Annotated in this window: 28 protein-coding genes; 19 read left to right on the top strand and 9 right to left on the bottom strand. The window is 41.3% G+C overall.

The genetic code is table 11. From position 1 onward, the window contains the following. Nucleotides 1-56: 56 nt before the first annotated feature. Together AABI99_RS08610 and AABI99_RS08605 are read left to right on the top strand one after the other, a co-directional pair. Complete coding sequence (locus AABI99_RS08610; RefSeq protein ID WP_338365247.1) at nt 57-689, top strand: OmpA family protein; 633 nt, start codon at nt 57-59, stop codon at nt 687-689. Between the two features lie 95 nt (nt 690-784). Next, nucleotides 785-1,450, top strand: coding sequence for a hypothetical protein (locus AABI99_RS08605; protein ID WP_338365246.1), 666 nt, complete (start codon nt 785-787; stop codon nt 1,448-1,450). 14 nt (nt 1,451-1,464) lie between these two features. On the opposite strand, the gene AABI99_RS08600 is transcribed toward AABI99_RS08605, so the two are convergent. Further along, complete coding sequence (locus tag AABI99_RS08600) at nt 1,465-3,243, bottom strand: ABC transporter transmembrane domain-containing protein (protein ID WP_338365245.1); 1,779 nt, start codon at nt 3,241-3,243, stop codon at nt 1,465-1,467. 91 nt (nt 3,244-3,334) lie between these two features. On the opposite strand from AABI99_RS08600, the gene AABI99_RS08595 reads away from it, so the two are divergent. From AABI99_RS08595 to AABI99_RS08585, 3 genes are read left to right on the top strand one after another with little or no spacing between them, the layout of a single operon-like run. Next, nucleotides 3,335-3,733, top strand: coding sequence for a DUF3224 domain-containing protein (locus AABI99_RS08595; protein WP_338365244.1), 399 nt, complete (start codon nt 3,335-3,337; stop codon nt 3,731-3,733). Between the two features lie 15 nt (nt 3,734-3,748). Then, complete coding sequence (locus AABI99_RS08590) at nt 3,749-3,931, top strand: hypothetical protein (protein WP_338365242.1); 183 nt, start codon at nt 3,749-3,751, stop codon at nt 3,929-3,931. Next, entirely contained in the window at nt 3,932-4,549 is a 618-nt protein-coding gene (locus AABI99_RS08585) for a LysE family translocator (protein ID WP_338365241.1), read from the top strand. A gap of 22 nt (nt 4,550-4,571) precedes the next feature. On the opposite strand, the gene AABI99_RS08580 is transcribed toward AABI99_RS08585, so the two are convergent. Beyond that, the gene (locus AABI99_RS08580; protein WP_338365239.1) at nt 4,572-5,309 is read right to left on the bottom strand and encodes a MipA/OmpV family protein; all 738 of its coding nucleotides are present in this window, start codon (nt 5,307-5,309) and stop codon (nt 4,572-4,574) included. 243 nt (nt 5,310-5,552) lie between these two features. Between AABI99_RS08580 and AABI99_RS08575 the strand changes: the two genes are divergently transcribed. Continuing rightward, complete coding sequence (locus AABI99_RS08575) at nt 5,553-6,092, top strand: PH domain-containing protein (protein ID WP_338365238.1); 540 nt, start codon at nt 5,553-5,555, stop codon at nt 6,090-6,092. Here AABI99_RS08575 and AABI99_RS08570 read toward each other — a convergent pair. After that, complete coding sequence (locus AABI99_RS08570; protein ID WP_338365237.1) at nt 6,089-7,867, bottom strand: alkaline phosphatase D family protein; 1,779 nt, start codon at nt 7,865-7,867, stop codon at nt 6,089-6,091. The genes AABI99_RS08575 and AABI99_RS08570 overlap by 4 nt on opposite strands. Before the next feature lie 66 nt (nt 7,868-7,933). Then, nucleotides 7,934-8,278 (bottom strand): rhodanese-like domain-containing protein, encoded by a 345-nt coding sequence (locus AABI99_RS08565; protein WP_338365235.1) that lies wholly within the window; start codon nt 8,276-8,278, stop codon nt 7,934-7,936. A gap of 262 nt (nt 8,279-8,540) precedes the next feature. On the opposite strand from AABI99_RS08565, the gene AABI99_RS08560 reads away from it, so the two are divergent. After that, nucleotides 8,541-8,846, top strand: coding sequence for a metalloregulator ArsR/SmtB family transcription factor (locus tag AABI99_RS08560; RefSeq protein WP_338365234.1), 306 nt, complete (start codon nt 8,541-8,543; stop codon nt 8,844-8,846). 9 nt (nt 8,847-8,855) lie between these two features. On the opposite strand, the gene AABI99_RS08555 is transcribed toward AABI99_RS08560, so the two are convergent. Beyond that, a complete protein-coding gene (locus tag AABI99_RS08555) occupies nt 8,856-9,533 on the bottom strand; it encodes a nitroreductase family protein (RefSeq protein ID WP_338365233.1) in 678 nt (225 codons plus the stop codon). 180 nt (nt 9,534-9,713) lie between these two features. Here AABI99_RS08555 and AABI99_RS08550 point away from each other — a divergent pair, with 180 nt between their 5' ends. Then, nucleotides 9,714-10,595 carry an ABC transporter ATP-binding protein gene (locus AABI99_RS08550; RefSeq protein ID WP_338365232.1) on the top strand — a complete coding sequence of 294 codons (882 nt, stop codon included), beginning with the start codon at nt 9,714-9,716 and terminating at the stop codon, nt 10,593-10,595. Nucleotides 10,596-10,604: 9 nt separating this feature from the next. Beyond that, entirely contained in the window at nt 10,605-14,183 is a 3,579-nt protein-coding gene (locus tag AABI99_RS08545; RefSeq protein WP_338365230.1) for a M1 family aminopeptidase, read from the top strand. Nucleotides 14,184-14,629: 446 nt separating this feature from the next. On the opposite strand, the gene AABI99_RS08540 is transcribed toward AABI99_RS08545, so the two are convergent. The 4 genes from AABI99_RS08540 to AABI99_RS08525 form a co-directional block, all read right to left on the bottom strand. Then, nucleotides 14,630-15,295: a hypothetical protein gene (locus AABI99_RS08540; protein ID WP_338365229.1), complete on the bottom strand. Its 666-nt coding sequence runs from the start codon at nt 15,293-15,295 to the stop codon at nt 14,630-14,632. A 53-nt stretch (nt 15,296-15,348) separates the two neighbouring features. Further along, on the bottom strand, nt 15,349-15,528 hold the full coding sequence (locus AABI99_RS08535) for a hypothetical protein (protein ID WP_338365228.1): 180 nt from the start codon (nt 15,526-15,528) through the stop codon (nt 15,349-15,351). A 135-nt stretch (nt 15,529-15,663) separates the two neighbouring features. Next, nucleotides 15,664-16,350 (bottom strand): TorF family putative porin, encoded by a 687-nt coding sequence (locus AABI99_RS08530; RefSeq protein ID WP_338365227.1) that lies wholly within the window; start codon nt 16,348-16,350, stop codon nt 15,664-15,666. 276 nt (nt 16,351-16,626) lie between these two features. Next, on the bottom strand, nt 16,627-17,790 hold the full coding sequence (locus AABI99_RS08525; RefSeq protein ID WP_338365225.1) for a hypothetical protein: 1,164 nt from the start codon (nt 17,788-17,790) through the stop codon (nt 16,627-16,629). Between the two features lie 311 nt (nt 17,791-18,101). Here AABI99_RS08525 and AABI99_RS08520 point away from each other — a divergent pair, with 311 nt between their 5' ends. The 10 genes from AABI99_RS08520 to rpmD form a co-directional block, all read left to right on the top strand. Next, complete coding sequence (locus tag AABI99_RS08520; protein WP_338365223.1) at nt 18,102-20,072, top strand: AsmA family protein; 1,971 nt, start codon at nt 18,102-18,104, stop codon at nt 20,070-20,072. Nucleotides 20,073-20,351: 279 nt separating this feature from the next. Next, nucleotides 20,352-20,720: a 50S ribosomal protein L14 gene (rplN, locus tag AABI99_RS08515; protein ID WP_004589211.1), complete on the top strand. Its 369-nt coding sequence runs from the start codon at nt 20,352-20,354 to the stop codon at nt 20,718-20,720. Between the two features lie 10 nt (nt 20,721-20,730). Beyond that, entirely contained in the window at nt 20,731-21,045 is a 315-nt protein-coding gene (gene rplX, locus AABI99_RS08510; protein WP_004589210.1) for a 50S ribosomal protein L24, read from the top strand. A 16-nt stretch (nt 21,046-21,061) separates the two neighbouring features. Continuing rightward, nucleotides 21,062-21,601 (top strand): 50S ribosomal protein L5, encoded by a 540-nt coding sequence (rplE, locus tag AABI99_RS08505; protein WP_010392500.1) that lies wholly within the window; start codon nt 21,062-21,064, stop codon nt 21,599-21,601. Between the two features lie 10 nt (nt 21,602-21,611). Next, on the top strand, nt 21,612-21,917 hold the full coding sequence (rpsN, locus tag AABI99_RS08500) for a 30S ribosomal protein S14 (RefSeq protein ID WP_004589208.1): 306 nt from the start codon (nt 21,612-21,614) through the stop codon (nt 21,915-21,917). Nucleotides 21,918-21,938: 21 nt separating this feature from the next. Next, nucleotides 21,939-22,331, top strand: a complete 393-nt coding sequence (gene rpsH / locus AABI99_RS08495; RefSeq protein ID WP_338365219.1) for a 30S ribosomal protein S8 — start codon at nt 21,939-21,941, stop codon at nt 22,329-22,331. A 13-nt stretch (nt 22,332-22,344) separates the two neighbouring features. Continuing rightward, nucleotides 22,345-22,878 carry a 50S ribosomal protein L6 gene (rplF, locus tag AABI99_RS08490; protein WP_338365218.1) on the top strand — a complete coding sequence of 178 codons (534 nt, stop codon included), beginning with the start codon at nt 22,345-22,347 and terminating at the stop codon, nt 22,876-22,878. Between the two features lie 9 nt (nt 22,879-22,887). Further along, nucleotides 22,888-23,238, top strand: coding sequence for a 50S ribosomal protein L18 (gene rplR / locus AABI99_RS08485; protein WP_004589205.1), 351 nt, complete (start codon nt 22,888-22,890; stop codon nt 23,236-23,238). A 9-nt stretch (nt 23,239-23,247) separates the two neighbouring features. Next, nucleotides 23,248-23,754 carry a 30S ribosomal protein S5 gene (rpsE, locus tag AABI99_RS08480; RefSeq protein WP_338365217.1) on the top strand — a complete coding sequence of 169 codons (507 nt, stop codon included), beginning with the start codon at nt 23,248-23,250 and terminating at the stop codon, nt 23,752-23,754. Between the two features lie 3 nt (nt 23,755-23,757). Then, nucleotides 23,758-23,908, top strand: a 151-nt coding sequence (gene rpmD, locus AABI99_RS08475; RefSeq protein WP_338365263.1) for a 50S ribosomal protein L30, incomplete at its 3' end; no start/stop codon positions are given.

Genomic DNA, 23,908 nt, shown 5'->3' with positions numbered 1-23,908 from the left:
TGTTCATAGATGTATTTGCATACTCTTGTTAATTCTAGAACGAACAGGACATCATCATGACATTAACTAAATCACTAATAAGTGCATCTGTTATTGCGGTATTACTTAGCGGCTGTGAAATGAATAACACCGGTAAAGGTGCTGCAATTGGTGCAGCCGCGGGTGGCGTATTAGGTAAAGCAACGGGTAATCATAAAGACAAGCGTATTTTTATTGGTGCTGCTATTGGCGCACTAGCCGGTGCTGCTGTAGGTGATTACATGGATAAGCAAGAAGAAGCGTTTCGTGATGAACTAGCAGGCTCTGGTGTGGAAGTTGTACGTGAAGGCGATAATTTACGTTTAGTTATGCCATCTAACATTACCTTTGCGACAGACCAATCTTATATTTCATCAGGCTTTAACGATACCCTAAACGCTATTGCTAAAGTAATGAACAAATACGAAAAAACTTACTTAAGCGTAGAAGGCCACACAGATAGCACAGGTAAAGACAGCTACAATATGAACCTATCGCGCGAGCGTGCGCAAAGCGTTAAAAATTACTTAGTGAACCAGCAAATTATGGCTGCACGTATTAGCACTACAGGCTACGGCGAAACCCGCCCAATAGCCACTAACGATAGCGCCAATGGCCGTGCTCAAAATCGCCGCGTAGAAATTCAAATAGTGCCAAATACCGAAGGTTAATAACTAGAATTGCGAAAATACGTGGTTTTGTTTATTTTAATGGCACTTTTCCCTGCGTTAGCTGTCAAAAATAGTTCTTCTACAAGGACATATTTATGGCAGCGTGGCGCACGGCGATTATTTTATCTGTATGTTTACATGGATTAGTTTTGGTTTTTGTTGCCACGTTAAAAGCACCTAACATAAAACCACAACAATCAACTCCAATCAAAGCTTATATGATAAATGTGCCAGCTAAAATTAAAGCAACACAGCAACCCTCTCAGCAACGCGCTCATACAAATAAGAATACAGGAATGAATTCTATTGCGCCTGACAGTGCACTCCAATCAAAACCACTGAATCCTAGTTATAAAAAAACAGAGAAAACGACTAAGCCGCTCAATACCAAAACAAAAAATACCCAGTCTGTAATTTTAAAGCCTTATAAAAAGATTGATTTAAACAAAGGACTCAACAGCATTTTAAAGCAACAAACTGGCTATTCTGATACTGCAAAGAATGACCCTCAGAAAAAGCGTATTTCAGTCCCAAAAGAGCATGCAAGTAAGATAAAGCCACTATTAAAAATAGAGCAGCAAAATATGCAATTTACCACGTATCGACGAGGTGATAGCTGTTTTAGAAAGGTATCCATTGGTGCCGGAGTTATGCCCAAAAATGATTTGCCCGATAGTTACATAGCTGGTGTAAAGTGCGATAAAACCAAGCTAACTGAGGCTTACGATACCGCAATGAATAAATGGCTTGAAAAAAAGTAGCGGCTAAAATGTAATTAATCTTTATTGAACTGTAATTCACACAGCTTTTGATATAGCGGGTTACTTGCCACTAACTCTTGGTGGGTGCCCGTTGCTTTTATTTCTCCATTTTCCATGACAACAATCACATCTGCATGTTTAACCGTGGCCAGTCTATGGGCAATAATTAACGTGGTGCGGTTTTGCATTAAATGCTCAAGCGCGGCTTGAACGTGGTGCTCACTTTGCGCATCGAGTGCACTGGTTGCTTCATCTAAAAGCAGTATTTCTGGGTCTTTTAAAATAGCGCGTGCCAATACAATACGCTGCTTTTGCCCACCCGAAAGCCTTACGCCTTGCTCACCTAAAAAGCTGTTATAGCCTTGTGGTAATTGTTTAATAAATTCATCAGCATGGGCATGCTTTGCCGCGGCATATACTTGCTCGTCAGTGGCGTTTGGGTTGCCGTAACGAATGTTATGCATTACATCTGAGCTAAATAAAATAGGGTTTTGTGCCACCATGCCCATTTTGTCCCTTAAGGTGGTAAGCGATACGTCTTTAATATTTACATCATGAAATTTAATCGCGCCGTGAGCAGGGTCGTAAAAGCGCTGTAGCAATTCAAATAACGTAGTTTTACCTGCGCCAGAGGGGCCTACAATAGCCACGGTTTTGCCTTGCTCTACAGTTAAGCTTATTTTGTTAAGCGCGCTGACATCGGGACGAGATGGGTAGTTAAAGCTTATGTTTTCAAATGCTATAGCGGGGCTATTAGTGTTTACTAATAGCTTTTCGTCTTGTGGAGTGACAGGGTTTTCTATTTCACTTTTAACTGCAAGTAGCTCCAGTAAGCGCGCTGCTGCTCCAGCTGCTCGTTGTAGCTCGCCGTAAACCTCGGCTACGGTTGCCACCGACATGGCTACCATAATGGCGTAAAACACAAAGGCGCCTAGCTCACCGCCAGTCATTGTACCTGCTAATACATCGCTACCGCCTACCCAGAGCATAACGCTAATCGCGCTAAAGGTTAAAAATATGACCGCAGCAATTAAAAAAGAGCGCTGTTTTATACGGCTTTTGGCAACGTTAAAGGCTTTTTCTGTTTCTTGAGCAAAGGCGTGTTGCTCACGCTGTTCGTGGCTATAGCTTTGTACCACTTTAATATTTTGAATGATCTCGCCGGCATAGGTGCTTATATCGGCTATGGCATCTTGGCTAGAACTTGCAAGCTTGCGCACCTTTTTGCCAAATACCATCATGGGCACTAATACCAGCGGCACGCATGCAACCACGACGAGTGTAAGCTTTAAGTTAGTTACTAACAGCATTACCAAGCCACCCACCAACATTAATGCACTGCGCAGCGCCATAGAAAACGAAGAGCCAATAATTGATTGCAGCAAGGTGGTGTCGGTTGTTAAACGCGACATAAGCTCACCACTGCGGTTTTCTTCAAAGTAGCTTGGGTGCAAGGTAACAATGCGATTAAATACGGCTTTGCGAATATCGTTACTAACGCGTTCGCCAATCCACGACATTAAGTAAAAGCGGCTAAAGGTGCCCACGGCCAATAAACTAATTAAACCAATAAGCACCAACACAGCTTGTTGTAGCTGCGCTTGGGAGCCAGCAATAAAGCCATGATCTATAACAAACTTAACGCCTTGCCCTAATGATAAGTTAACACCTGCGGTGACTAAAAGGGCAGCAAGTGCCGCCACTACCATCCATTTATACGGTTTAATAAACGCAAAAATAGGTAATAAACTACTAAAGGCGGCTTTTTCGGGCTTAGGTGTTGTTTTTGACATAGTGGATTCTTTTTAAAGGTTAAGGTATAGATATGGCACTAAGATAATAAAAATCAATACTTTTAAACATTAGCGCCAATAAGGAAACGTTATGATTACTGCAACTGTAAGTGGAGAATTTAATGTAAATCTTGCCCCAATAGAAGGCTACGCAAGCGGCCAAAACGGCGTTAATTTAGGGCGTATGTCGATAGATAAAACATTTAAAGGTAGCTTAAATGCCACCAGCCAAGGCGAAATGCTAAGCGCCATGACTCCTACGCAGGGCAGTGCTGGTTATGTAGCCATAGAGCAAGTAATAGGCGAGCTTGAAGGTAAAAAAGGCAGCTTTGTATTACAGCATTTTGGTACTATGGATAAAGGCCAAGACAGCCTAATTTTAAATGTCATTCCCGACTCAGGCACTCATGAGCTAGAGGGGTTAGCGGGCAGTATGACAATACGTATTGAGCAAGGGGTTCACTACTACGATTTTGAATACACCTTATAATACACAAGGATTAAAATGCAAAAAGTAATCGAATTTAGAAAGACCCGTTTTTTGGGTGGCGTAGATATAGCCGCACTAAATGACCGCATACAGGAATTAAACCAAGATGGCTGGAAAGTAATAAACGCAATGCCATTAGCGGGTTTTTATGGGCAAGTGCACGGTTATACATTACTTATTGAAAATGAAGAGCTTTAAATGACACTTTCAGTATGGTTAAGCCTAGCGGCTATTTGTATGATGGGCGCAATGTCGCCAGGGCCAAGTTTAGCGGTGGTTTTAAAGCACTCTCTTAATGGCAGTATGAAAAACGGCATGCTTGCCGCGCTCAGCCATGGTACTGGTGTGGGGTTATACGCAGGTGCATCGTTATTAGGGTTAGGTGCGTTAATGACACAGTTTCCAACCGTTTATCAAATACTCGTTTACTTAGGAGCTGCCTATTTGGCGTATTTAGGCATAAAAATATTGCTAGCAAAACCAAGTAATAACGAACTTGAAGTACAAAAAAGTGAAGTCAGTGCAGGCCAAGCTTTACAAGATGGCTTTGCCATTGCCTTTTTGAACCCCAAGCTCGCTATTTTCTTTTTAGCCTTGTTCTCACAGTTTATAGACCCTCAGCTACTTACTTTAAGCGTGGGCATAATTATGTGTTTAACCGTGTTTGTCATTGATACCGGCTGGTATTTACTGGTGGCGTTACTGACAGAGGTTTCAAAAAATCGCTTTGGTTTTACCAAGCAAAACCCATGGCTTGATAAAATATTGGGAGTCGTATTTATTGCCCTTGCGATAAAAGTAATTTTTAGCGTGTAAAGGTTGTACACGCTAAAACATATTAAAAACGATAGTTAACCGACATCATAAAGGTTGTGGTGTTGTCGGTATCAATAATGGGTGAGTCTTCAATGTCGGAATCGAGCTGTTGATAGTTAGCCATGAAATTTACGTTCCAGTTTTTATTAATGTAATACATTAAAAATAAATTCGCATTGTAGTTTACTGTAGAGCTAAGTTCGTAAGGCGCATAGGTGGTAGATTCACCTTGGGCTACACCATAATAGTAGTTAGATACATCACTGCTATTTAGCTCAACACCCACAGAGGGAACGAGCATTAGTTGTTTAGATAACTGAATAGGGTAACTGTAATTGGTTTTAAATTTAGCGCCATCGCCGTGGCCTATTACATCATGAGTCGCACTGGCGCTTATTTTACCAAAACCCGCAGCGTAGCTAACCTTAGTGCCTGCGTAGAGTGATAGCTTTCTATCGTCTAAGGCTTTTATGGCTGCAAGGTCTGAATCTGATGTATCAAAGTTATCGCCTGGCTCTAGTACCAGTGACCAGTTAAAACCTTGCTGCTCCACTAATTTATAATCAAGCGACAAGCCTTTAAAACTGAGCCTTTCACCTTCGTAGGTAATGATAGGTAAAAATAGCGTTTCACTGTCGGTGCCGGCATAAGGTGAGCTGGTAGAAATAACGCCGCCCCCTAAAGAAAACTGCGACTCAGCTTGTACAGCAATACTGCCAAGTGTAAGAGTGCCAACTAATATCCGTATTGAATTTTTCATATAAGTGTTCATTAAAAGCCTTAGGTGTTAAATAAGTAAAAAGATAAATTGCTGAGACAATTTAAGTGCAGCTCAAAACTAATAGGCATTAGTGTAGCTATATTTACTGTTGGTGTTTGTAAGAGAGTGTGTGAAAGTTTATTTGAATGTTAGTGGCTAAATTGCATTGAAGCGGTTGTTCACGTAAGTTAAATAAAGGCATACGTTTGATTAGATTAATAAAATGGGTATGAGGATAAACCTATGAGCAACCCTATTTTAAAAAGTGCCAGTTTTGATCCCAAAGTGAAACGATACTGGATGACCATGGCATGCTTTTTTAGTGCCGTTGCATTAGTGACCATTCCACTTATACCTGTGGTGTTAATTATTGTTTGGCTGGTGGCAGGTAAAATATTGGCCGCTATGTCGGCGCAATTACTCACGCAAAAGCTGGTGGTTAAACGCGGTATTTTATTTAAAGAAGAAAAATCGATACCGCTTGAAAAAATAACCGATGTTGGGCTGAGCCAAGGGCCGCTTATGCGCTTTTTTGGCTTATACCGGTTAAGCTTTGAAACTGCCGGGCAGTCTGGCCATGGCGCATTGGTGTCATTACTTGGTGTTGAAAATGCCAGTGAGTTTAGAGAAGCCATACTTGAGCAAAAAGATAACTTAGCTGCGCAAGCCCCTAAAGCACAAGATCTGGCTGAAGAGCACCTCAACCAAGCATTACTTGCTCGCTTAGTTGAGGTAGTAGAGCGCATAGATACGCGTTTGGCTAGCTTAGAGGCGAAGCGCTAAGCGCTTTGTAATTGAGCCTGGCCCGCCAGCATGCTTAGCTCTTTACTACGGCTTTCTACAACCTGATATTCGCGCGCTTTAATTGTGCTTATATAGTTCCATTTAGCACTGGCTTTTGTAGGTGTGAATGTAACGGTTAAATAGCCGCGCTCCACTAAATTATTATAAGCAAGGTCATCAATTAATAAGGCAATTACTTGTTCTATTTGCGCTACGGTTTGTGCATCTTGTGTGTTTAGCGCTAAATACTTTTCAAGCCCAGGAGATGAAACCGATGCTGTTGCAAATTCTACCCCGGCATTTTGCGAGGCTGCAATAGGGTTATTGACATCAGTTTTAAGCTCTCCTGCCCAGCCGTTATGAGTATCTCCGGCTAAAACTACTAGGTTTTTTTGTGCTGCAATAGCGGTGCCTAATAACACTTCTCGCTCGTAGGCATAGCCATCCCATGCATCAAGGTTATACGGTATAGTGGTTTCTACCCGTGCAAGCTCAGCGGCTGTAACGCTTGGGTCACCTGCTAATACTCGGCCTTTAATTTGCGCCAGCTCTGCAAATAAAGCATTGGCTTGTGCGAGTAAAGCACTAGGATCGCCACCATTTGCTTGCGTACTTTGTAAGCTAGCTAGTAGCAGCATTACTTCTACAGGTAAATGCATTTTGGTCATCAGTACTTGTTGCCCTAATACTTGCCACTGTGTGCTTGAAGTAGTGATGGCATCGCTAAGCCAAGTAAGTTGTTCACTGCCTAATAATGCGCGATCACTCGCACCAATTGCTGCCGCAAATGCACTTTGTCCCGCAGGGGTTGTGAGATCAAAATCGCTATAGCTAAGCTGTTCATCACGGGCCAATATGCGGGTATCTAGCATGTATAAAGAAACTAAGTTACCAAATTCAAAGCGGCGGTAAATCCGTTCTTTATCGGCTACATTACGAATTGGCATCCACTCAAAGTAAGCTTGCAGGGCATTAAGTTTGCGTTGGCTAAATTCGCCTTCACCTTCGTTATGGTTTTCTGCGCCTTCGCGCCATGTGTCGTTGGTAATTTCGTGGTCGTCCCACACCGTTATAAATGCACAGTGGCTATGGGCTGCTTGTAAATCGGTATCGAGGCGATAATTTGCATAGCGTTTTCTGTAATCGGTAAGCGCTATAATTTCACTGCTGTTATCGAGGGGGAGAAGTCGGTCTAATTGTGCTGCGTCTTCGGTTGCATAGCCAGTATTACTGTACTCGTAAATATAATCACCTAAATGTAATACGGCATCTAAATCGCTTTGCTTAGCAATTTCACCATACACATTGAAATACCCGGCAGGGTAATTTGCGCACGATACAACGGCCAGCTTTACTTGATCAACTTCACCCACAGGCAATGTTTTACCCTGACCGATAGGGGAGGTTTTTCCGTGCGCATTAAAGCGATAGTAATAAACGGTGTTGGCATCGAGCCCTTGTAAATCAACTTTAAGGGTAAAGTCGGTGGTATCACTTATGTTTGCTTCACCATCATGGACAATATTAGTAAAGCTTTTATCGGTGGCGGCTTGCCATTGTACTTTTAATGATTTAGTTGTTACATCGAGTGGGGTTACGCGGGTCCAAATAATTAAGCTATCGCTTAGCGGATCGCCACTGGCAACGCCGTGATCAAAGCTAACAGGAATGTCGTCATCGTCGTCAAACCTGCAACCTGTTAAACCAAGTGATAATACGGCAGCACCAAATCCTGCTGCCGATGCTTTTAAAAAACCTCTTCGTGTAAACGCCATTGCCTTGTACCTATTAAGTGTAAAAAGCAAAGTGTAGACAATTTAGGTTACTTTTTTGTGAAACAATTAAAAAACTTCACTTACTTGCGTTGCGTTACATGTAATAACCGTAACGTTTTCGTAGCCAACGCGCGTTAGCGCTTCTGCGCTTAATGTGGCGCGCGCACCGCTGGCACAATGTAAGTAAATAGGGCGCGCAGCGTCTTTTTCTATTTCCATTAGCTTCATTTCGAGTAATCCGCGTGGAATATTTATAGCTCCAACTGCCGCTACATTGGCATGCTCAGCAGGTTCACGAACGTCAATAAGTAGTCCTTTATTTTGTTCAAGCTCTTGCTTAGCTTGCGCTGCATCAATACGGCGTTGGTTAGGTGTGATAATTTTTAGTAAATCAGGAATCGAAGTAAGCATGAGTAGGTAAATCCTCCTTTATGCAAAAGACATTAACGAGCACCACTTGGTGTAATTTGATTGCACTAAGTTAATGCTAATTAATGTGTTAAAAATTGAAAGCGACTTTCAACAAAGTAGCTTAACAACACTAAAATTGTAACGACATAGTGCCTAATTAAAGCGAACGACATTAATATTAGTAAGGTCTAATGTTAATTATATTAGAACTTACTAATGTGAAAGTCTATAATTAAAACACGCACAACAACTAAGTAACAAAATGAATATTGAACAACTTGCAGAAAACGCCCAGCAGGCAGAGCAGTTTTTAAAATTAATGGCAAATAAAAACCGTTTAATGATTTTATGCAGTTTATTACAAGGCGAGCAAAGTGTAGGTGAGTTAAATCAAAATGTTCCGTTGGCACAGTCTGCTTTGTCTCAGCATTTGGCGAGTTTACGTAACGCCCAGCTAGTGGCAACTCGCCGTGATGGGCATACTATTTATTATTCGCTAATCGACCCAAAAGTTGAGTCGATTATTGCGTTACTTTACGAGTGGTTTTGTAAGCAAAGTAAAGTCTAACTGTTTGCTTTAAATAAAAGTGGCAATCTCGTCGAGCGACTTTTTATTTAGCGCATGGGCGGGTACAGTTGCATCGTTACTTGGGTAGCCCGCAATAAGTAACATGTATGGGCGTTCGTTGTCTTTGTCGCGCTTACAAATGTCGGTTAAAAAGCTCATTGGTTTTGGGGTATGGGTAAGTGTTGCTAAACCACTACGGTGCAGCGCTTGAATTAAAAAGCCGGTAGCTAAGCCAACTGACTCATGCACATAATAATTGGTGTTTTTATCATCGGTGTTTACGCCGCCCTTTTTTTGACTAAATACTGCAATAAGCCAAGGCGCGTGTTCTAAATAAGGTTTATTGGCGTCGGTACCTAATGGTTTTAGCGCATCAAGCCACTCTTCTCCCGCTCTACCTTCGTAAAAAGAGCGCTCTAGTTTTTCGGCGGCCTCTCTTATTTGTTTTTTTACATCGCGACTGTTTATAGCCACAAAATGCCACGGTTGGTGATTAGCTCCACTTGGCGCAGTACCTGCCGCTCTTATGCAGGCTTCAATTATATTTTTTGGGACGGGTCGGTCGCTAAAGCTGCGAATACTATGGCGGCGCTGGCTGGTTTGTAAAAATTCGTTTGCACGTTTTAGCATTTCATCGTGAGGGTATTCTATAAAGTCGTTTAGTGGCTGGCTTTGATGTTTTTGCATGGCTTTACGCTTCTTATAAATAGTGTGTGTGGTTTTTATACCGACTGAATAAATACGAGGCAAGTAATATCCTTTGTTTATTTATTGTTACAAAATTAACCGTGGTGTAACTTATGTTCCTTTTTTTAATGTGGTATAAAAAGCGCAATAAAAAAACTATTAAAATTCAAGGAAGTAAAAATGCTCTCAATAACAGGGTTATCTAAAACCTACGATAATGGCGTACATGCACTACAAGGTGTTGATTTATCTATAGGAAAAGGGATGTTTGGACTGCTTGGGCCAAATGGCGCGGGTAAATCTTCCCTAATGCGTACTATTTCAACGTTGCAATCTGCCGATGCGGGCTCAATTACTTTTGATGGTATTGATGTTTTTAAAGACCCACAGGCTCTACGTCAACGTTTGGGTTATCTACCGCAAGATTTTGGTGTTTACCCTCGCGTTAGTGCTTACGACTTGCTAGATCATATGGCTGTTTTAAAGGGCATTCATGACAAAGGCGAGCGTAAAGAGTCGGTGGAAGGCTTGCTTGCACATACTAATTTGTATCAACATCGCTCAAAAGCGGTAAGTGGCTTTTCAGGCGGTATGCGCCAGCGTTTTGGTATTGCACAAGCCTTGCTAGGTGATCCCGATTTACTCATTGTTGATGAACCCACAGCGGGGCTTGATCCTGAAGAGCGAAATCGCTTTCATAACTTATTAGTAAGCTTAGGCGAGCAAAAAGTCGTTATATTATCGACCCACATTGTTGAAGATGTAGCAGAGCTTTGCCCAAACATGGCCGTACTGGCAGGCGGAAAAATACTATTAGAGGGCAACCCGATAGCCCTTACCGATAAACTCCAAGGCCAAATTTGGCGCAAAGCCATGAGCCAAGAAGAAGCACTAGAACTTGAACCGCAACTGCCTGTTATTTCAAAACGCTTATTTGCTGGGCAAACCATATTACATGTATTAGCCGAACAGGCCCCTGAAGGTTTTGAGATCAGCAGTGCAAACCTAGAGGACGTGTACTTTTCTACGTTGCTTAATCACCGTAATAGCCAAGTAGCATAAGGGGGCGCTATGTTTTTTAATATGCTCGCGTTTGAGCTGCGCTATTTTGTGCGCCAGCCTTCGTTTTATGTGACCTCATTAATCTTCTTTTTTATGGCGTTTTTTATAAGCTCCAGTAGTAAGTTTCCGCTAGGTGGGGCTAATGTTAATATGAACTCGCCTTATACCATTATGCTTTTAACGGTTACCTTTTGTACGCTTGCTATGTTTTTAGTGGTTAACTTTGTTGCAAGCTCAGCGATTCGCAATAGCGAGACCAAAATGGATGAGCTAGTGTTTAGTAAGCCCGTTAACCCGCTTGCTTATCAATCAGGACGTTTTTTTGGTGCTTACTTGGTTGTGCTCGTTGTTTTTTTAACTGTGCCATTAGGCGTGTTTTTGGGAACTCAATTTGGTTTGTTGGTTGGCTGGCTAGATAGTGAGCTAGTAGGCCCTAATAAGTTTATATATTACGCTGCGCCTTTTTTATATTTGGCGGTGCCAAGCTTATTGGTCCTCAGTGCTATTTTTAATAGTGTGGCGGTTTATTTTAAAACCATAATGGCGGTATATGTAACGGCCGTGGTGATCTATATAAGTTACCAATTGGCGAGTATCTATTTTGACGATTTAGTGTTTAGAAATATTGTTGTTTACGCAGACCCATTTGGCACTGGTTCATTAATTGACTTAACCCGTTACTGGACTGTAAGTGATAAAAATACTGAAGTGTTAACGCTTTCGGGCGATTTTTTAATTAACCGTATTTTATGGGTAGCAATAAGCTTAGCGATGTTTTTTGGCCTCGGAAAGTTAGGTAACCGCGTAGTCACTAAAAAACAGAAAAAGCAATTTGCTGTCTCTACGTTTGTACAAAATAAACAAGCAGCACTTATTAGCAGCGCTAAAAATTACAAGTCAAAAGGGGTCAATACGCAATCGCAATTAGTAATGCGCAGCTTATTTGAGCTTAAGCAGGTTATATTAAGTGCTCCTTTTATGATTTTAGCGGGTGTCAGTATTATTACGTTACTCGCACCACTTTTTGCGCCGATTGGCGCATATGGCACAACAGATTGGCCGCTTACACAAAACATGGTGGGCATTATTCAAAACGCCTCCGCTTTGTTTATGTTTATTATTATTGCTTATTACAGCGCAGAGCTAGTTTGGCGAGAACGCCACAGTGGTATGGGCGATATTGTTGACAGTTTCCCAGTGCATAATAGTGTGTTTTGGGTATCTAAAATTATTGCGCTAATCACTGCGGTTTGTGGCCTTTATTTAGTAGGCATGATGTTTACCATTACAGTGCAACTATTTAAGGGGCAATTTAACCTTGAGCTTGGCCAGTACTTATTTAGGTTGGGTTACCTTACATTACTGCCTTTAATTATGATGGCTATATTAGCGTTCTTTTTACAAATAGTTAGCCCTAATAAATACATAGGTATGGGCTTGTTTATTTTGTATTACATTGCCCAAATGGTAATGGGTGCTTACGGGTTTGAGCATCATATGTATCATTTTTCACAAAGTAGTAGCGTACCGTATTCTGATATAAATGGTTATGGGCATTTTTTACCAGGCGCGCATTGGTATACCCTATATTGGGGTGCATTGAGTGTGTTTTTAGCTATTGTAGGGTTTGCTTTATGGCATCGCGGCCCATCGCAAACATTGCGTACGCGTTTATCTTTAGTGCGTTACAACATGTCTTTAAAAGGCCAGATTGCAGCGGTTATAAGTTTACTGGTATTTGTGGGCGCGGGTTATAACATTTATTACAACACCCGTGTAATCAACGAGTTTGTAACAAGTGATGAGACCGAAGCACTGCAAGTAAGGTATGAGCAAGAGTTTTCACAATACAAAGATTTGCCACTGCCTATAATAACCGATGTTGACTTACACATTGATATTTATCCTAAAAAGCGTGCTTTAAACGCCGTGGCTAAAATTAAATTTACCAATACCGCAAATGAGCCAATAACCCGTGTGTTGATTAACGAGCCTAGCCACGCTAAAAGCTGGGATGTAAAAATGGCAGGTGGGAAAATAGTTGAGCGTTTAACCGATTTTGGCATGGTATGGTTTGAGTTTGAACAGCCACTAATGCCTAACGAAGTGCGCGAAGGAGAGCTGTCTGTTATTCGTGAGCATGACGGTTTTGTTGATAGAAGATCGGATACTCAACTCGTACATAACGGTACTTTTATAAATAATAGAGAATTACTACCGCGTTTTGGTTATCAAAAGTATTATCAAATTGCCGATAAGTATGAGCGCCGTAAGCATGATTTACCCGAACTTGAACGCGCACATAAACTAGATGACAGCCGCTTTTATACGCAAAATGAGTTTGGTCCTGCCAATGGCTTTATAAACTACAAGGCAACGGTAACTACCGATGAGTCACAATTTGCTATTACACCAGGCTACTTAAAAAGTGAGAGTGTAAAAGACGGACGACGTACTTTTGTTTATGAAATGGACGCCCCTATTTTAAACTTTTATTCTGTGCTTTCGGCAGAGCTTGAAAGCAAAAAGGTTGAGCATAACGGTGTAAATATTGAGGTCTACTACCACAAAGATCATGCATGGAATGTTGACCGTATGATTGAGTCGGTACAAGACTCACTAGATTACTACACACAAGCCTTTGGGCCATATCAGCATAAGCAGTTACGTATTATTGAGTTTCCTAAGTACCGCTCGTTTGCGCAAAGCTTTGCCAATACGGTACCTTACTCAGAAAGTATTGGCTTTATTACAGACCTAAGAGATGAGAGTAAAGTTGACCTACCTTACTATGTAACCGCACATGAAGTTGCGCACCAATGGTGGGGGCATCAAGTATCGGGAGCTAATGTAGAGGGTAGTGCTGTTATTTCTGAAACACTTTCCCAGTACAGTGCGCTTATGGTGCTAAAAAAGCGCTTTGGCGCCGAGAAGCTTCGTAAATTCTTAAAGTACGAGTTAGACAAATACTTAATGGGCCGCACAGGTGAAGCGTTTGAAGAAATGCCGCTGTATAAAACGCAGGCTCAACAATACCTTCACTATAATAAAGGTTCGGTTGCTATGATGGCTTTGTATGACCGATTAGGTGAACAGCGTCTAAATGCCGCACTTAAAGCGTTTTTGAATGAGTTTAGGTACCAAGCAACGCCATACCCAACCACACTTGATTTACTTAGTTATTTAAAACGAGATGCAACACTAGCTGAACAACGTTTTATTGATGATCAGTTTAAATATATAACGCTTTATGAGCTTGAAATGAAAGCAGTGTCGGTTACAGATGATGTTGATAGCGACGGCTTTTATACAGTAACACTGAATGTTGAAGCAACTAAGCAGCATGCCGATGGACAAGGTGAAGAAACCGAGCAACCACTCGATGAGCTAATTGATATTGCATTATTTAGCGATGACCCTGAAAACCTACTCGCTGAAGACTTTGTTATTTACTCGCAAAAACATCAAATAGTCTCTGGAACTAATACTATTGAGCTAAAAGTTCAAGAAAAGCCCGTGTACGCAGGGGTAGATCCTTACATTAAGCTTGTAGATAAAGACAGTAAAAATAATTTAGCTAAGTTCTAAATATTATTATGTGTCCCGCCCTGAAATAGGCTAGCGGTCTAAATTAAAGACTTAGTGCGAAAGCGCTAGGTCTTTTTATGCACTTTTTGGAAACCTAAATCGGTCGCATTGGATTGTATATGAAGAACGATTCTTCAACGAGCAGTTATAACTCTGCATGTTGCGACATTTATTAGAGCTAGTAGTAAAGATACGTGGGATGTATTACAAATATGCAAGTTGCTAGTCATAGCAAACTACACCACATAGGCTCTGCCTTACCTAAATAGCAAAAATAATGGACGTGAGTTATTTTATGGTACTTTTTAAAGTACAGTAGTGATTGATGCCGGTTACTCATGGCTTAATGTACTTATAGAATCTAGCTTTACTGCTTTATAGCAGTAAAACTAGATTCTAATATATGATGGAAAATAGCTTTCAGTATTATACGTTGTTAACGAGAATTAGTTATTTGAAAGAGTTAATTGGCTAGGGTCTTCAGTTGCAATATAAAGGGCTTTTAATTTTTTATCACCACTTTCGGTTTCAGTAAATTGCTGAAAAGAATAGTTTTTAGAAAAACTTGAAAGAGTATCAATAGATGCTTGATTACTACTTTGTGTATAGGTAACCTCTAGTGCACAAACTTTACCTGCACACTCGAGATCTTGCTGTAAAATAGTTACGTCTTTTAATTCATTTAGGATAAACTCATTTAGCTTATCTTTACGTATTTGTGCTATTTCAGAGTATTCTATATTAGACATACGCTCGAGTAGCTGTGATGTTTCCGTTTTAAATACGTCGTCTAATGCCTTTTTTGAAACAAATTCTTTTCCATCCTCAGTTGAAACAAACTCTTCAGAGAAAGCCTGAGGGCTTGAAATAGGCAATTTAGATATCGACGCCACTTTTTGTTCTGCAATGTTGTGCTGTTTGACTGATGGTGCGGCAGCTTTGATTAATAGGGCTTTGGGCTCAATTGGCTGCTTAGTGTCTTCATTACTAAAGGTAGTTTCATCAGTAGGTTGCAAGTGGGTTAGCGGAGGTTTTGAGGGTTGTCCTGTGTTTAAAATACTAATGCCTATGGCGGCGGCAATAACAAGTGCAATTACAAATATATATTTCATTTTACTATCCTTAGAAAAGAAAGGCGTACGCCTTTCTAAGTAACGCTTAATTTTTATTTTATCATGCAAGTAATACGACCACCGTCAGAGCAAGAGTAACTTACAGTGTCGCCATCATGTACAACAGTCATGCTACCTGATGAGCAACTGCATGTCATGGTTGCATAACTTAATGAACTCATTGTAATTAGCGTAAGTGCTATAATAGTGGTCATTTTTTTTGATAAATTCATAATAATCCTTAATCGTGATTTAGAATCTAAATGTTATCTTATTGTTTTTTTTGTAAATACTTATTTGTTGGGTGGTTTGTATATAAAAAAAGGGCCAAAGGGCCCTTAGTGTTGCAGCAAGTAACACATTCTGTTTTAAAGCGTAAAGTCTACCGCGTAGCCTACGTAAACTTTAACATCTGACTCATCCATGTCGGTGTCAGATACGCCAAAAGTAAAACCATCTTTTGATACAGAAATACCGTAATCAATAATATTGTCATCGCCAATAAAGTCGCCAGAGTAGTGACCTAAGTGCAAGGCAACCTCAGTACCATTACTGCCAACAGCAAAGCTATAATCGGCATTTAGGTAGAGTGAATCGCCAAAGTCGGTGCCATCACCATCTGCGGCTGAAGTGGCAAGAACTGCCGCACCAAAGGTGAAACCTCCTGTGCTGATGCTACCGTAAATCTCAGAGAAATCTGCATCTGCCTCAGAAGCTGCATCTGGATAAGCGTAATAAATGTAACCTACATCGTAGCTAAATGTGTCGTTAATATCGCCGCCAAAGCCAGCGTATAGGTCTAGCTCATAAGTCATTTCATCGGCCCAAGATGCATTTGAGACCCAAGTGCCTGCATAAAAGCCCGACTCGTTAGCGTAATCAATACCGCCAGAAATAGCAGCATCGCCCCCAGTTTGCTCTTGACCACGCCATAAGTAGTTAGACGTAGCTGCTGCGTTTGCTGTTACTTCTGCATGTACGGCTGTTGATGTTAAAGATGTAGCACCCATTAATGCTATTGCGCTAATAGCGATGGTTTTTTTTAGTTTTAGCATGTCCATTTCCCGTTATATGATTTTTATCGCCTAGGTTTTTATTCTCTTATTGGCAACCCTTCGACTGGCGGTGTTTTATTGTTTAACTGGTAATGCAATTGCACTGTATGTGCCAGCTTAAAATAATTTCTATAAAACTGATTTTTTACTTTTATAAAACAATATGTTGAGCAATTTTAGAAGAGGGAATGATTGAGGTGGCTAATCAAAAAACGCACGCTGCTGGTGCATAAATTAACCTAGCTGCACCAGAAGAATACAGCTAGGTTAGTAAATTTAGCCAAATATAGTGCGCATAAGACTAATTGTTTCGTTTACGCCGCGACCTTTTTGTACTTCGCTAATAATAGAGTCGCGTTTACTGCGAATATGCTCGGGAATGTCATCGGCTGCAAGTGCGCGATCTACCAGTATTTCGGCTGACTCTTTACCTCTACGCTGCGGTTTTCCGGCGCTTGTTGTGCTGCGTTTAGGTTTATTTAATAACTTAATATAATTTGAGTTCTCGGCAGTGCTGGCATCTGCGTAGTAAAAAAAGCACGGTAATAACGCTTTTATATTAACCAGTTGCTCTTCTAGTTCATTGTTGCCATTAGCCATGGTAAACCACGCCATTGCATGAATGCTTTGTACTATATCTTGCCAGTAGCGCTCAAAATCGCGATTATTTAATTTTGTAATACCTAACGCTGCGCATAGAGCATCAAGGCGGTTATTACTAATTGGCGTAAACACATCTGGGCGGCGCATGGCTAATAAACGTGTAGCAGGAGCAAGCGTTGGTTTTTCATCACTGCCATTAAAGGCAAGTAAATAAGCAACAACAAACTGCTGGTAATCATCTTGGCTCACTTCCCCTTCAAGTGGGATGTTAGCAAGTGCATCGTCAAACGCACCAGGTAAGTCGGCTAGCATTTGATGAAAACCCTTTGCGCTTTTTGTTGATGCAAACCACTCAACATCAAAGTCATAGGTGCTTGGGTCGAGCGTAGCAGTGTGTTTACCACTAAATGCTAGTAAATCCTCTGGGATCATATCTTTTAATGCTTGCTCACGAATAGTGTGCAAATACGTGGTAAGGCGAAGCTGTTCTTCCAGTGCAATAACTTCTTTATGTTGCTCTACAAACATACTAATAACAGGCCAAGGGGCTACACGTAGTGTTTTAAGCTGTAAAAAGCTAATTGCCGAAGTTAGCTGATCGTGCAGCTTTTTTAAAGTAGGTAATTGTTTTGGTTCTAGTAAATCGTAATTTATGCGGTCTTTACTTGCACTGAGTAGCTCATAACACCAGCCTAAAAAATCCTCTGGGTGGTTTTCTACTTTCACGGCCATTAGGTTTAGGCTTAAATCTGAAGCTTGCTTCAAGATGTTTTGGTAAATTTGACTTTCTTGTTCGCCTAGCGCCATTTTTGACGGTGAAATTAGCAGTTTTTTCATGCCTTGTAGAGTCTCCGAGTAGATACATTTTTTAGCTGCTTTATTTTAGCGCAAATACGCCAATAGCAACAGGGCCGTGCATCATACCTAACAATTCAAGGGATGCAATGTTGTAGGGTTTAATACTTGGTTAGATTTAAATTTAATGAGGTTTACTTTTTGTTACTAATTCCGCAAAGTTTACTTTTAAGCATAAATTCATTTCAAATTAAATAAATTACAATAAACAGCTTTTTTGTCACAACGACAATGATTTTAAAGCTAACACTCGCTATGATAAAAACATTATTTGCACGTTTGAAAGGATGATCATGAAAACCTTACTCAAAATTGTTGGTGTAATACTCCTACTTTGTATTGCGTTAATTATTGCCGCGCCGTTTTTAATCCCAACTGATACTATTTTTAATAAAGTATCTGAGCAGGTTGAAAATACAACAGGGCGTACACTTACTATTAAAGGTGACAAAACCCTTAGTGTATTTCCTGCATTAAAGTTGGAGCTTAACGATGTGCACTTTGCAAACATGCAAACAGGCTCACGTAAAGACATGGCAAGTATGGAGCAGTTAGCTGTGCACATTCCGTGGTTATCGTTATTTGGCGGCGAATTCAAACTAGATAAGTTTGTTATTACCGAGCCTAATATTTTATTAGAAACTGATAAAAACGGTAAACCTAATTGGCAGTTGTTTGATGCTGTAGCAGAGCAGCCGCAAGAGCAAACTCAATCTGGTGGGGCTGTTAAACTACCAGAGAACTTTGACATAGAGTTAGGTGAAGTGGCTATTTATGGTGGCACGTTTACTTATTTAGATGGGCAAACAGGCGCTAAACAACAAATTAGTGATCTAGAGCTGGCTATTTTATTACCATCACTGCGTAAAACATTAGAGATCAAAGGCGGCATTACATATATGCAAGAGCGCTTTGAGCTAGATGTAAAACTAGATACGCCAGCAAAGGCAATTGAAGGGGCGACGTTTGACGTTACGCAAAGTGTCGACTCTCGCTTAGTTGACCTAGCTTTTAGCGGCAGTATTGCTCAGCAAGGAAAAGATATAAAGGGTGAGCTGGCACTCAGCGGTGACTCGGTCAAAGAGCTTGCAGCTTGGCAGGGTGTAGACTTAAATGCTAAACAAAACGCGTTTAATGCCTTTAGTGTTAACGGTAAAATGCACCTAGCGGGTGAAACATTTAATCTTGAAGAGCTAATTGCGACGTTAGATGAACTAGAGATAAAAGGCAAAAGTGAGCTTAACCTAGGTAATCGCTTAGCTGTAAACGCCGATATTGACTTAGGTATGCTCGATTTAAATCCATACCTACCAGAAACAGTAGCAAAGCAGCAAGAGCCACAGAGTGAAGAACCTAGTGAAGCACAGCCTATTGTCTGGGATGATACTAAAATTGATTTTAGTGCGTTAAATGCACTTGATGCCAATGTAGTTATTCGTTCAAGCGGTTTAAAAGCCAATGATATTACGCTTGGTGAAAATCAGTTAACGGTAAACCTAAAACGTGCTGTAGCTAAAATTAGCCTAGACAAGTTTGTTGCTTATGAGGGCAACGGTAAAGGTGTAGTAACCGTTAATGCCAAACAAACACTTTATAAAATTAGTACAAACTTTTCGTTAGATAAAATCGATGCACAACCGCTACTGAGTGATGCAGCTGGCTTTGATAAACTCATGGGTAAAGGATCTCTAAACTGGAACTTAACGACTACAGGGCAAAGTCAAAAAACCTTTATTAATGCATTAAACGGTGAGCTAGGTTTTGAGTTTGCTGATGGGGCCGTCAAAGGCGCTAATATCGCTGAAATGGTTCGCAAAGGTAAAGAGCTTATTACTGGTAACTTAAGTGCAGTGAGTGAAGGCTTAGATACAGGCTTTGAAGAATCTAAGCAAACTGACTTTTCGGCGCTCACCGGTAGCTTTAACTTTACTAATGGGGTGGGCCATAATAATGACCTATCACTGATGAGCCCACTTATTCGCATTACCGGTGAGGGTGATGTAGATTTGCCTAAAACCAATGTTGATTATCGCTTAGTGACCGGCATTGTTGATTCGATTGAAGGGCAAGGCACTACAGATGACAGTACAGGCTTTAAAATCCCACTGCGTATAAAAGGCCCATTTCATGATGTTGGCTTTAAGTTAGATGTAAGTAATGCGCTTAAGGATAAAGCGAAGCAGAGGCTTGATGATGCAAAAGAAAAAGCAAAAGAAAAAGCCAAAGACAAAGTTAAAGATAAGCTAAAAGGTCTCTTCGGTTAGGTTTTGCTTAAACTCATAAATTAATAAACAAGGCGCTAATTGCGCCTTGTTTGTTTTATAACCACTTGTAAAATAGCTACATAGCGGTTTTTACTCAGTTTTAATCTGCCCTTGTATTAAATTAATTAAAAAATAACCTACCACTCACTAGCCAATGCTGGTACAATTGCCCGCCCTTAAGAGACAACTCTGTTGTTAATTGAGTGGGATTTAATCGAAGTGCCTTGATTTTAAACAAATTTAAGGCAAGTTGTAATTACTACACCGGAGGTCATTAACATGATCCAAATGCAAACTCAGCTGGAAGTTGCTGATAACAGCGGCGCTCGCAAAGTGCAGTGTATAAAAGTCCTTGGTGGTTCACACCGTCGCTATGCGGCAGTTGGCGATATCATTAAAGTTTCTGTAAAAGAAGCTATTCCTCGCGGTAAAGTGAAGAAAGGTGATGTTAAAAACGCGGTAGTTGTGCGTACCAAAAAAGGCGTTCGTCGTCCGGACGGTTCTCTGATCCGTTTCGATAGCAATGCGGCTGTTATCTTAAATGATAACTTGCAGCCAATTGGTACTCGTATTTTCGGCCCTGTGACTCGTGAGCTTCGTAATGACAAGTTCATGAAAATCGTTTCACTAGCCCCAGAAGTACTGTAAGGAGTCTATCATGGCAGCAAAAATCCGTCGTGATGACGAAGTAATCGTACTAGCAGGTAAAGACAAAGGTAAGCGCGGTAAAGTGCTTTCAGTTGTTACTGAGTCTGGTCGAGTATTTGTCGAAGGCATTAACTTAATCAAGAAACACCAAAAGCCGGTTCCTCAATTGAACCAAGCTGGCGGTATTGTTGAAAAAGAAGCGTCTATCGACGTATCAAACGTTGCGATCTACAACTCGGAAACGAGTAAAGCAGATCGTGTAGGTTTCAAGATTGAAGATGGTAAGAAATTACGTATCTTTAAATCTACTGGTAAAACTATCTAATAGTTGGAGTAGAATGATGGCGAAACTGCATGAAGTATATAAAGACAAAGTAGTTGCTGAGCTTCAAGAGAAGTTTGGTTTCAGCTCTGTCATGCAAGTCCCTCAGATCGAAAAGATCACATTAAATATGGGTGTGGGCGAAGCCCTAGCTGACAAGAAGATTTTAGATAACGCTGTTGCGGATCTAGAAGCTATCTCTGGTCAGAAACCTTTAATCACTAAAGCACGCAAATCTGTTGCTGGCTTTAAAGTGCGTGAAGGCTACCCAATAGGCTGTAAAGTAACCTTACGCGGCGAGCGTATGTGGGACTTTTTTGAGCGTTTGGTATCAATCGCTATCCCACGTATCCGTGACTTCCGTGGTGTAAGTGCTAAGTCTTTCGATGGACGTGGTAACTACAGCATGGGCGTACGTGAACAAATCATCTTCCCAGAAATTGATTACGATAAAGTAGACCGTGTACGCGGTATGGATATCACAATCACAACTTCTGCGAAATCTGATGAGGAAGGCCGTGCGTTGTTAGAAGCGTTTAACTTCCCATTCAAGAAATAAGGGTAGGGTTATGGCAAAGAATTCTATGAAAGCGCGCGAAGCAAAGCGCACTAAACTAGTTGCTCAGTACGCTGAAAAGCGTGCAGCACTAAAAGCTATCATCAGCGATGTTAACGCATCTGAAGATGATCGTTGGGACGCGGTACTTAAGCTTCAAGCTTTACCACGTGATTCTAGCCCTGCACGTCAACGTAATCGTTGTAACATTACGGGCCGCCCACATGGTTTCCTTCGCAAATTCGGCATGAGCCGTATTAAAGTTCGCGAAGCAGCTATGCGCGGTGAAATTCCTGGCCTTAAAAAGGCTAGCTGGTAATAGTATCACGGGAGTAAGACTATGAGCTTGCAAGATCCTATCGCGGATTTGTTCACACGTATCCGTAACGGTCAATCAGCGAAGAAAGTATCTGTAACGATGCCAACTTCAAAGCTGAAAGTAGCAGTAGCTAAAGTATTAAAAGACGAAGGTTACATCGCAGATTACGCTGTAAACAGCGAAGCGAAACCTGAGCTTTCTATCGAGTTGAAATACTTCGAAGGCAAAGCTGTAATTGAAAACATCCAGCGTGTTAGCCGCCCTGGTCTACGTATCTACAAGAAACGTGACGAATTACCAAAGGTAATGGGTGGTCTTGGTATCGCTATCGTATCAACTTCTAAAGGCCTAATGACAGACCGCGCAGCACGTAGTGCTGGTGTTGGTGGTGAGATCATTGGCTTTGTAGCTTAATCGGAGGGGAACTATGTCTCGCATAGCAAAGGCACCAATCAATGTTCCTGCCGGTGTAGAAGTTACATTAAAAGGCCAGGACATCACAGTTAAAGGCAAAAACGGTGAATTAACGCGTACTATCAACGATGCTGTTGAAGTACAACTTAACGACAACGTTATTACAACTTTACCTCGTGAAGGCGTAGCTAATGCATGGGCTCAAGCAGGTACTGCTCGCGCTCTAATCAACAACATGGTTGTTGGTACGCATGAAGGTTACGAGAAGAAACTTCAGTTAGTAGGTGTTGGTTACCGTGCTGCAGCTAAGGGTAAAGTTTTAGACTTAACTCTTGGTTTCTCGCACCCAGTTAATTTCGAAGTTCCTGAAGGAATTACGATTGAAACTCCAAGCCAAACAGAAGTTCTAGTTAAGGGCGTAGATAAGCAGTTAGTTGGTCAAACAGCTGCTAACATTCGTGCATACCGTAGACCTGAGCCTTACAAAGGTAAAGGTGTTCGTTACGCAGATGAGAATGTACGCCGTAAAGAGGCTAAGAAGAAGTAAGGTAAGACGATGGATAAAAAAACAGCTCGTCTACGTCGTGCTAAACGCACTCGTAGAAATTATATTGAACAAGGCACAACGCGTCTTGTTATCCACCGCACGCCACGTCACATTTACGCTCAAGTAGTTAATGCTGAGGGTACTGTACTGGCTGCTGCTTCTACTGTTGAGAAAGCGATTAGCGAAACAGTTAAAGGCACAGGCAACGTTTCAGCTGCACAAGCAGTTGGTAAAGCGGTTGCAGAACGTGCGGCTGACAAAGGCATCGAAAAGATTGCTTTTGATCGCAGTGGCTTTAAATATCACGGCCGTGTGAAGGCGCTAGCTGATGCTGCGCGTGAAGCCGGTTTGCAATTCTAGGAGTAGACTATGGCTAACGTAGAAGCAAAGCAACAACAGCCTGATTTAGCTGAAAAGCTAATTGCGGTAAACCGTGTGTCTAAAGTAGTTAAAGGTGGTCGTATCTTTAGCTTCACTGCACTAACTGTAGTTGGTGATGGCGCAGGTAAAGTAGGTTTTGGTTATGGTAAAGCTCGTGAAGTTCCAGCTGCTATTCAAAAAGCAATGGAAAAAGCACGTCGCAACATGATCAATGTAGACCTTAACGGTAACACGCTACAGCACCCAATTAAGGGTCGCCACGCGGGTTCTAAAGTATACATGCAGCCTGCTTCTGAAGGTACAGGTATCATCGCCGGTGGTGCGATGCGTGCAGTACTAGAAGTAACTGGTGTACAGAACGTATTGTCAAAAGCATACGGTTCAACTAACCCGATCAACATCGTTCGTGCAACGATTGCTGCTCTAGAGAACATGAACTCTCCAGAGTCAATCGCTGCTAAACGTGGTCTTAGCGTTGACGAAATCACGGGGTAAACCATGGCAAATAAAACTGTAAAAGTAACACAAGTAAAGAGCTCTATCGGTCGTTTACCGAAGCATAAAGCTACATTACGCGGTCTTGGTTTGCGTCGTATCAACCACACTGTTGAGTTAGAAGACACAGCATGTGTACGTGGTATGATCAACC

Origin of the sequence: uncultured Pseudoalteromonas sp. (assembly GCF_963922945.1) — a bacterium.
GTDB lineage: Bacteria > Pseudomonadota > Gammaproteobacteria > Enterobacterales > Alteromonadaceae > Pseudoalteromonas.
Note: the sequence above shows the minus strand (reverse complement) of the source record. Positions and strands in the feature narration are given on the sequence as shown.

What these genes read in the sequence shown, in the direction of transcription:
- AABI99_RS08610 (WP_338365247.1), top strand. Translation starts at nt 57, where the DNA reads ATGACATTAACTAAATCACTAATAAGTGCATCTGTTATTGCGGTATTA.
- AABI99_RS08605 (WP_338365246.1), top strand. Translation starts at nt 785, where the DNA reads ATGGCAGCGTGGCGCACGGCGATTATTTTATCTGTATGTTTACATGGA.
- AABI99_RS08600 (WP_338365245.1), bottom strand. Translation starts at nt 3,243, where the DNA reads ATGTCAAAAACAACACCTAAGCCCGAAAAAGCCGCCTTTAGTAGTTTA.
- AABI99_RS08595 (WP_338365244.1), top strand. Translation starts at nt 3,335, where the DNA reads ATGATTACTGCAACTGTAAGTGGAGAATTTAATGTAAATCTTGCCCCA.
- AABI99_RS08590 (WP_338365242.1), top strand. Translation starts at nt 3,749, where the DNA reads ATGCAAAAAGTAATCGAATTTAGAAAGACCCGTTTTTTGGGTGGCGTA.
- AABI99_RS08585 (WP_338365241.1), top strand. Translation starts at nt 3,932, where the DNA reads ATGACACTTTCAGTATGGTTAAGCCTAGCGGCTATTTGTATGATGGGC.
- AABI99_RS08580 (WP_338365239.1), bottom strand. Translation starts at nt 5,309, where the DNA reads ATGAAAAATTCAATACGGATATTAGTTGGCACTCTTACACTTGGCAGT.
- AABI99_RS08575 (WP_338365238.1), top strand. Translation starts at nt 5,553, where the DNA reads ATGAGCAACCCTATTTTAAAAAGTGCCAGTTTTGATCCCAAAGTGAAA.
- AABI99_RS08570 (WP_338365237.1), bottom strand. Translation starts at nt 7,867, where the DNA reads ATGGCGTTTACACGAAGAGGTTTTTTAAAAGCATCGGCAGCAGGATTT.
- AABI99_RS08565 (WP_338365235.1), bottom strand. Translation starts at nt 8,278, where the DNA reads ATGCTTACTTCGATTCCTGATTTACTAAAAATTATCACACCTAACCAA.
- AABI99_RS08560 (WP_338365234.1), top strand. Translation starts at nt 8,541, where the DNA reads ATGAATATTGAACAACTTGCAGAAAACGCCCAGCAGGCAGAGCAGTTT.
- AABI99_RS08555 (WP_338365233.1), bottom strand. Translation starts at nt 9,533, where the DNA reads ATGCAAAAACATCAAAGCCAGCCACTAAACGACTTTATAGAATACCCT.
- AABI99_RS08550 (WP_338365232.1), top strand. Translation starts at nt 9,714, where the DNA reads ATGCTCTCAATAACAGGGTTATCTAAAACCTACGATAATGGCGTACAT.
- AABI99_RS08545 (WP_338365230.1), top strand. Translation starts at nt 10,605, where the DNA reads ATGTTTTTTAATATGCTCGCGTTTGAGCTGCGCTATTTTGTGCGCCAG.
- AABI99_RS08540 (WP_338365229.1), bottom strand. Translation starts at nt 15,295, where the DNA reads ATGAAATATATATTTGTAATTGCACTTGTTATTGCCGCCGCCATAGGC.
- AABI99_RS08535 (WP_338365228.1), bottom strand. Translation starts at nt 15,528, where the DNA reads ATGAATTTATCAAAAAAAATGACCACTATTATAGCACTTACGCTAATT.
- AABI99_RS08530 (WP_338365227.1), bottom strand. Translation starts at nt 16,350, where the DNA reads ATGCTAAAACTAAAAAAAACCATCGCTATTAGCGCAATAGCATTAATG.
- AABI99_RS08525 (WP_338365225.1), bottom strand. Translation starts at nt 17,790, where the DNA reads ATGAAAAAACTGCTAATTTCACCGTCAAAAATGGCGCTAGGCGAACAA.
- AABI99_RS08520 (WP_338365223.1), top strand. Translation starts at nt 18,102, where the DNA reads ATGAAAACCTTACTCAAAATTGTTGGTGTAATACTCCTACTTTGTATT.
- rplN (WP_004589211.1), top strand. Translation starts at nt 20,352, where the DNA reads ATGATCCAAATGCAAACTCAGCTGGAAGTTGCTGATAACAGCGGCGCT.
- rplX (WP_004589210.1), top strand. Translation starts at nt 20,731, where the DNA reads ATGGCAGCAAAAATCCGTCGTGATGACGAAGTAATCGTACTAGCAGGT.
- rplE (WP_010392500.1), top strand. Translation starts at nt 21,062, where the DNA reads ATGGCGAAACTGCATGAAGTATATAAAGACAAAGTAGTTGCTGAGCTT.
- rpsN (WP_004589208.1), top strand. Translation starts at nt 21,612, where the DNA reads ATGGCAAAGAATTCTATGAAAGCGCGCGAAGCAAAGCGCACTAAACTA.
- rpsH (WP_338365219.1), top strand. Translation starts at nt 21,939, where the DNA reads ATGAGCTTGCAAGATCCTATCGCGGATTTGTTCACACGTATCCGTAAC.
- rplF (WP_338365218.1), top strand. Translation starts at nt 22,345, where the DNA reads ATGTCTCGCATAGCAAAGGCACCAATCAATGTTCCTGCCGGTGTAGAA.
- rplR (WP_004589205.1), top strand. Translation starts at nt 22,888, where the DNA reads ATGGATAAAAAAACAGCTCGTCTACGTCGTGCTAAACGCACTCGTAGA.
- rpsE (WP_338365217.1), top strand. Translation starts at nt 23,248, where the DNA reads ATGGCTAACGTAGAAGCAAAGCAACAACAGCCTGATTTAGCTGAAAAG.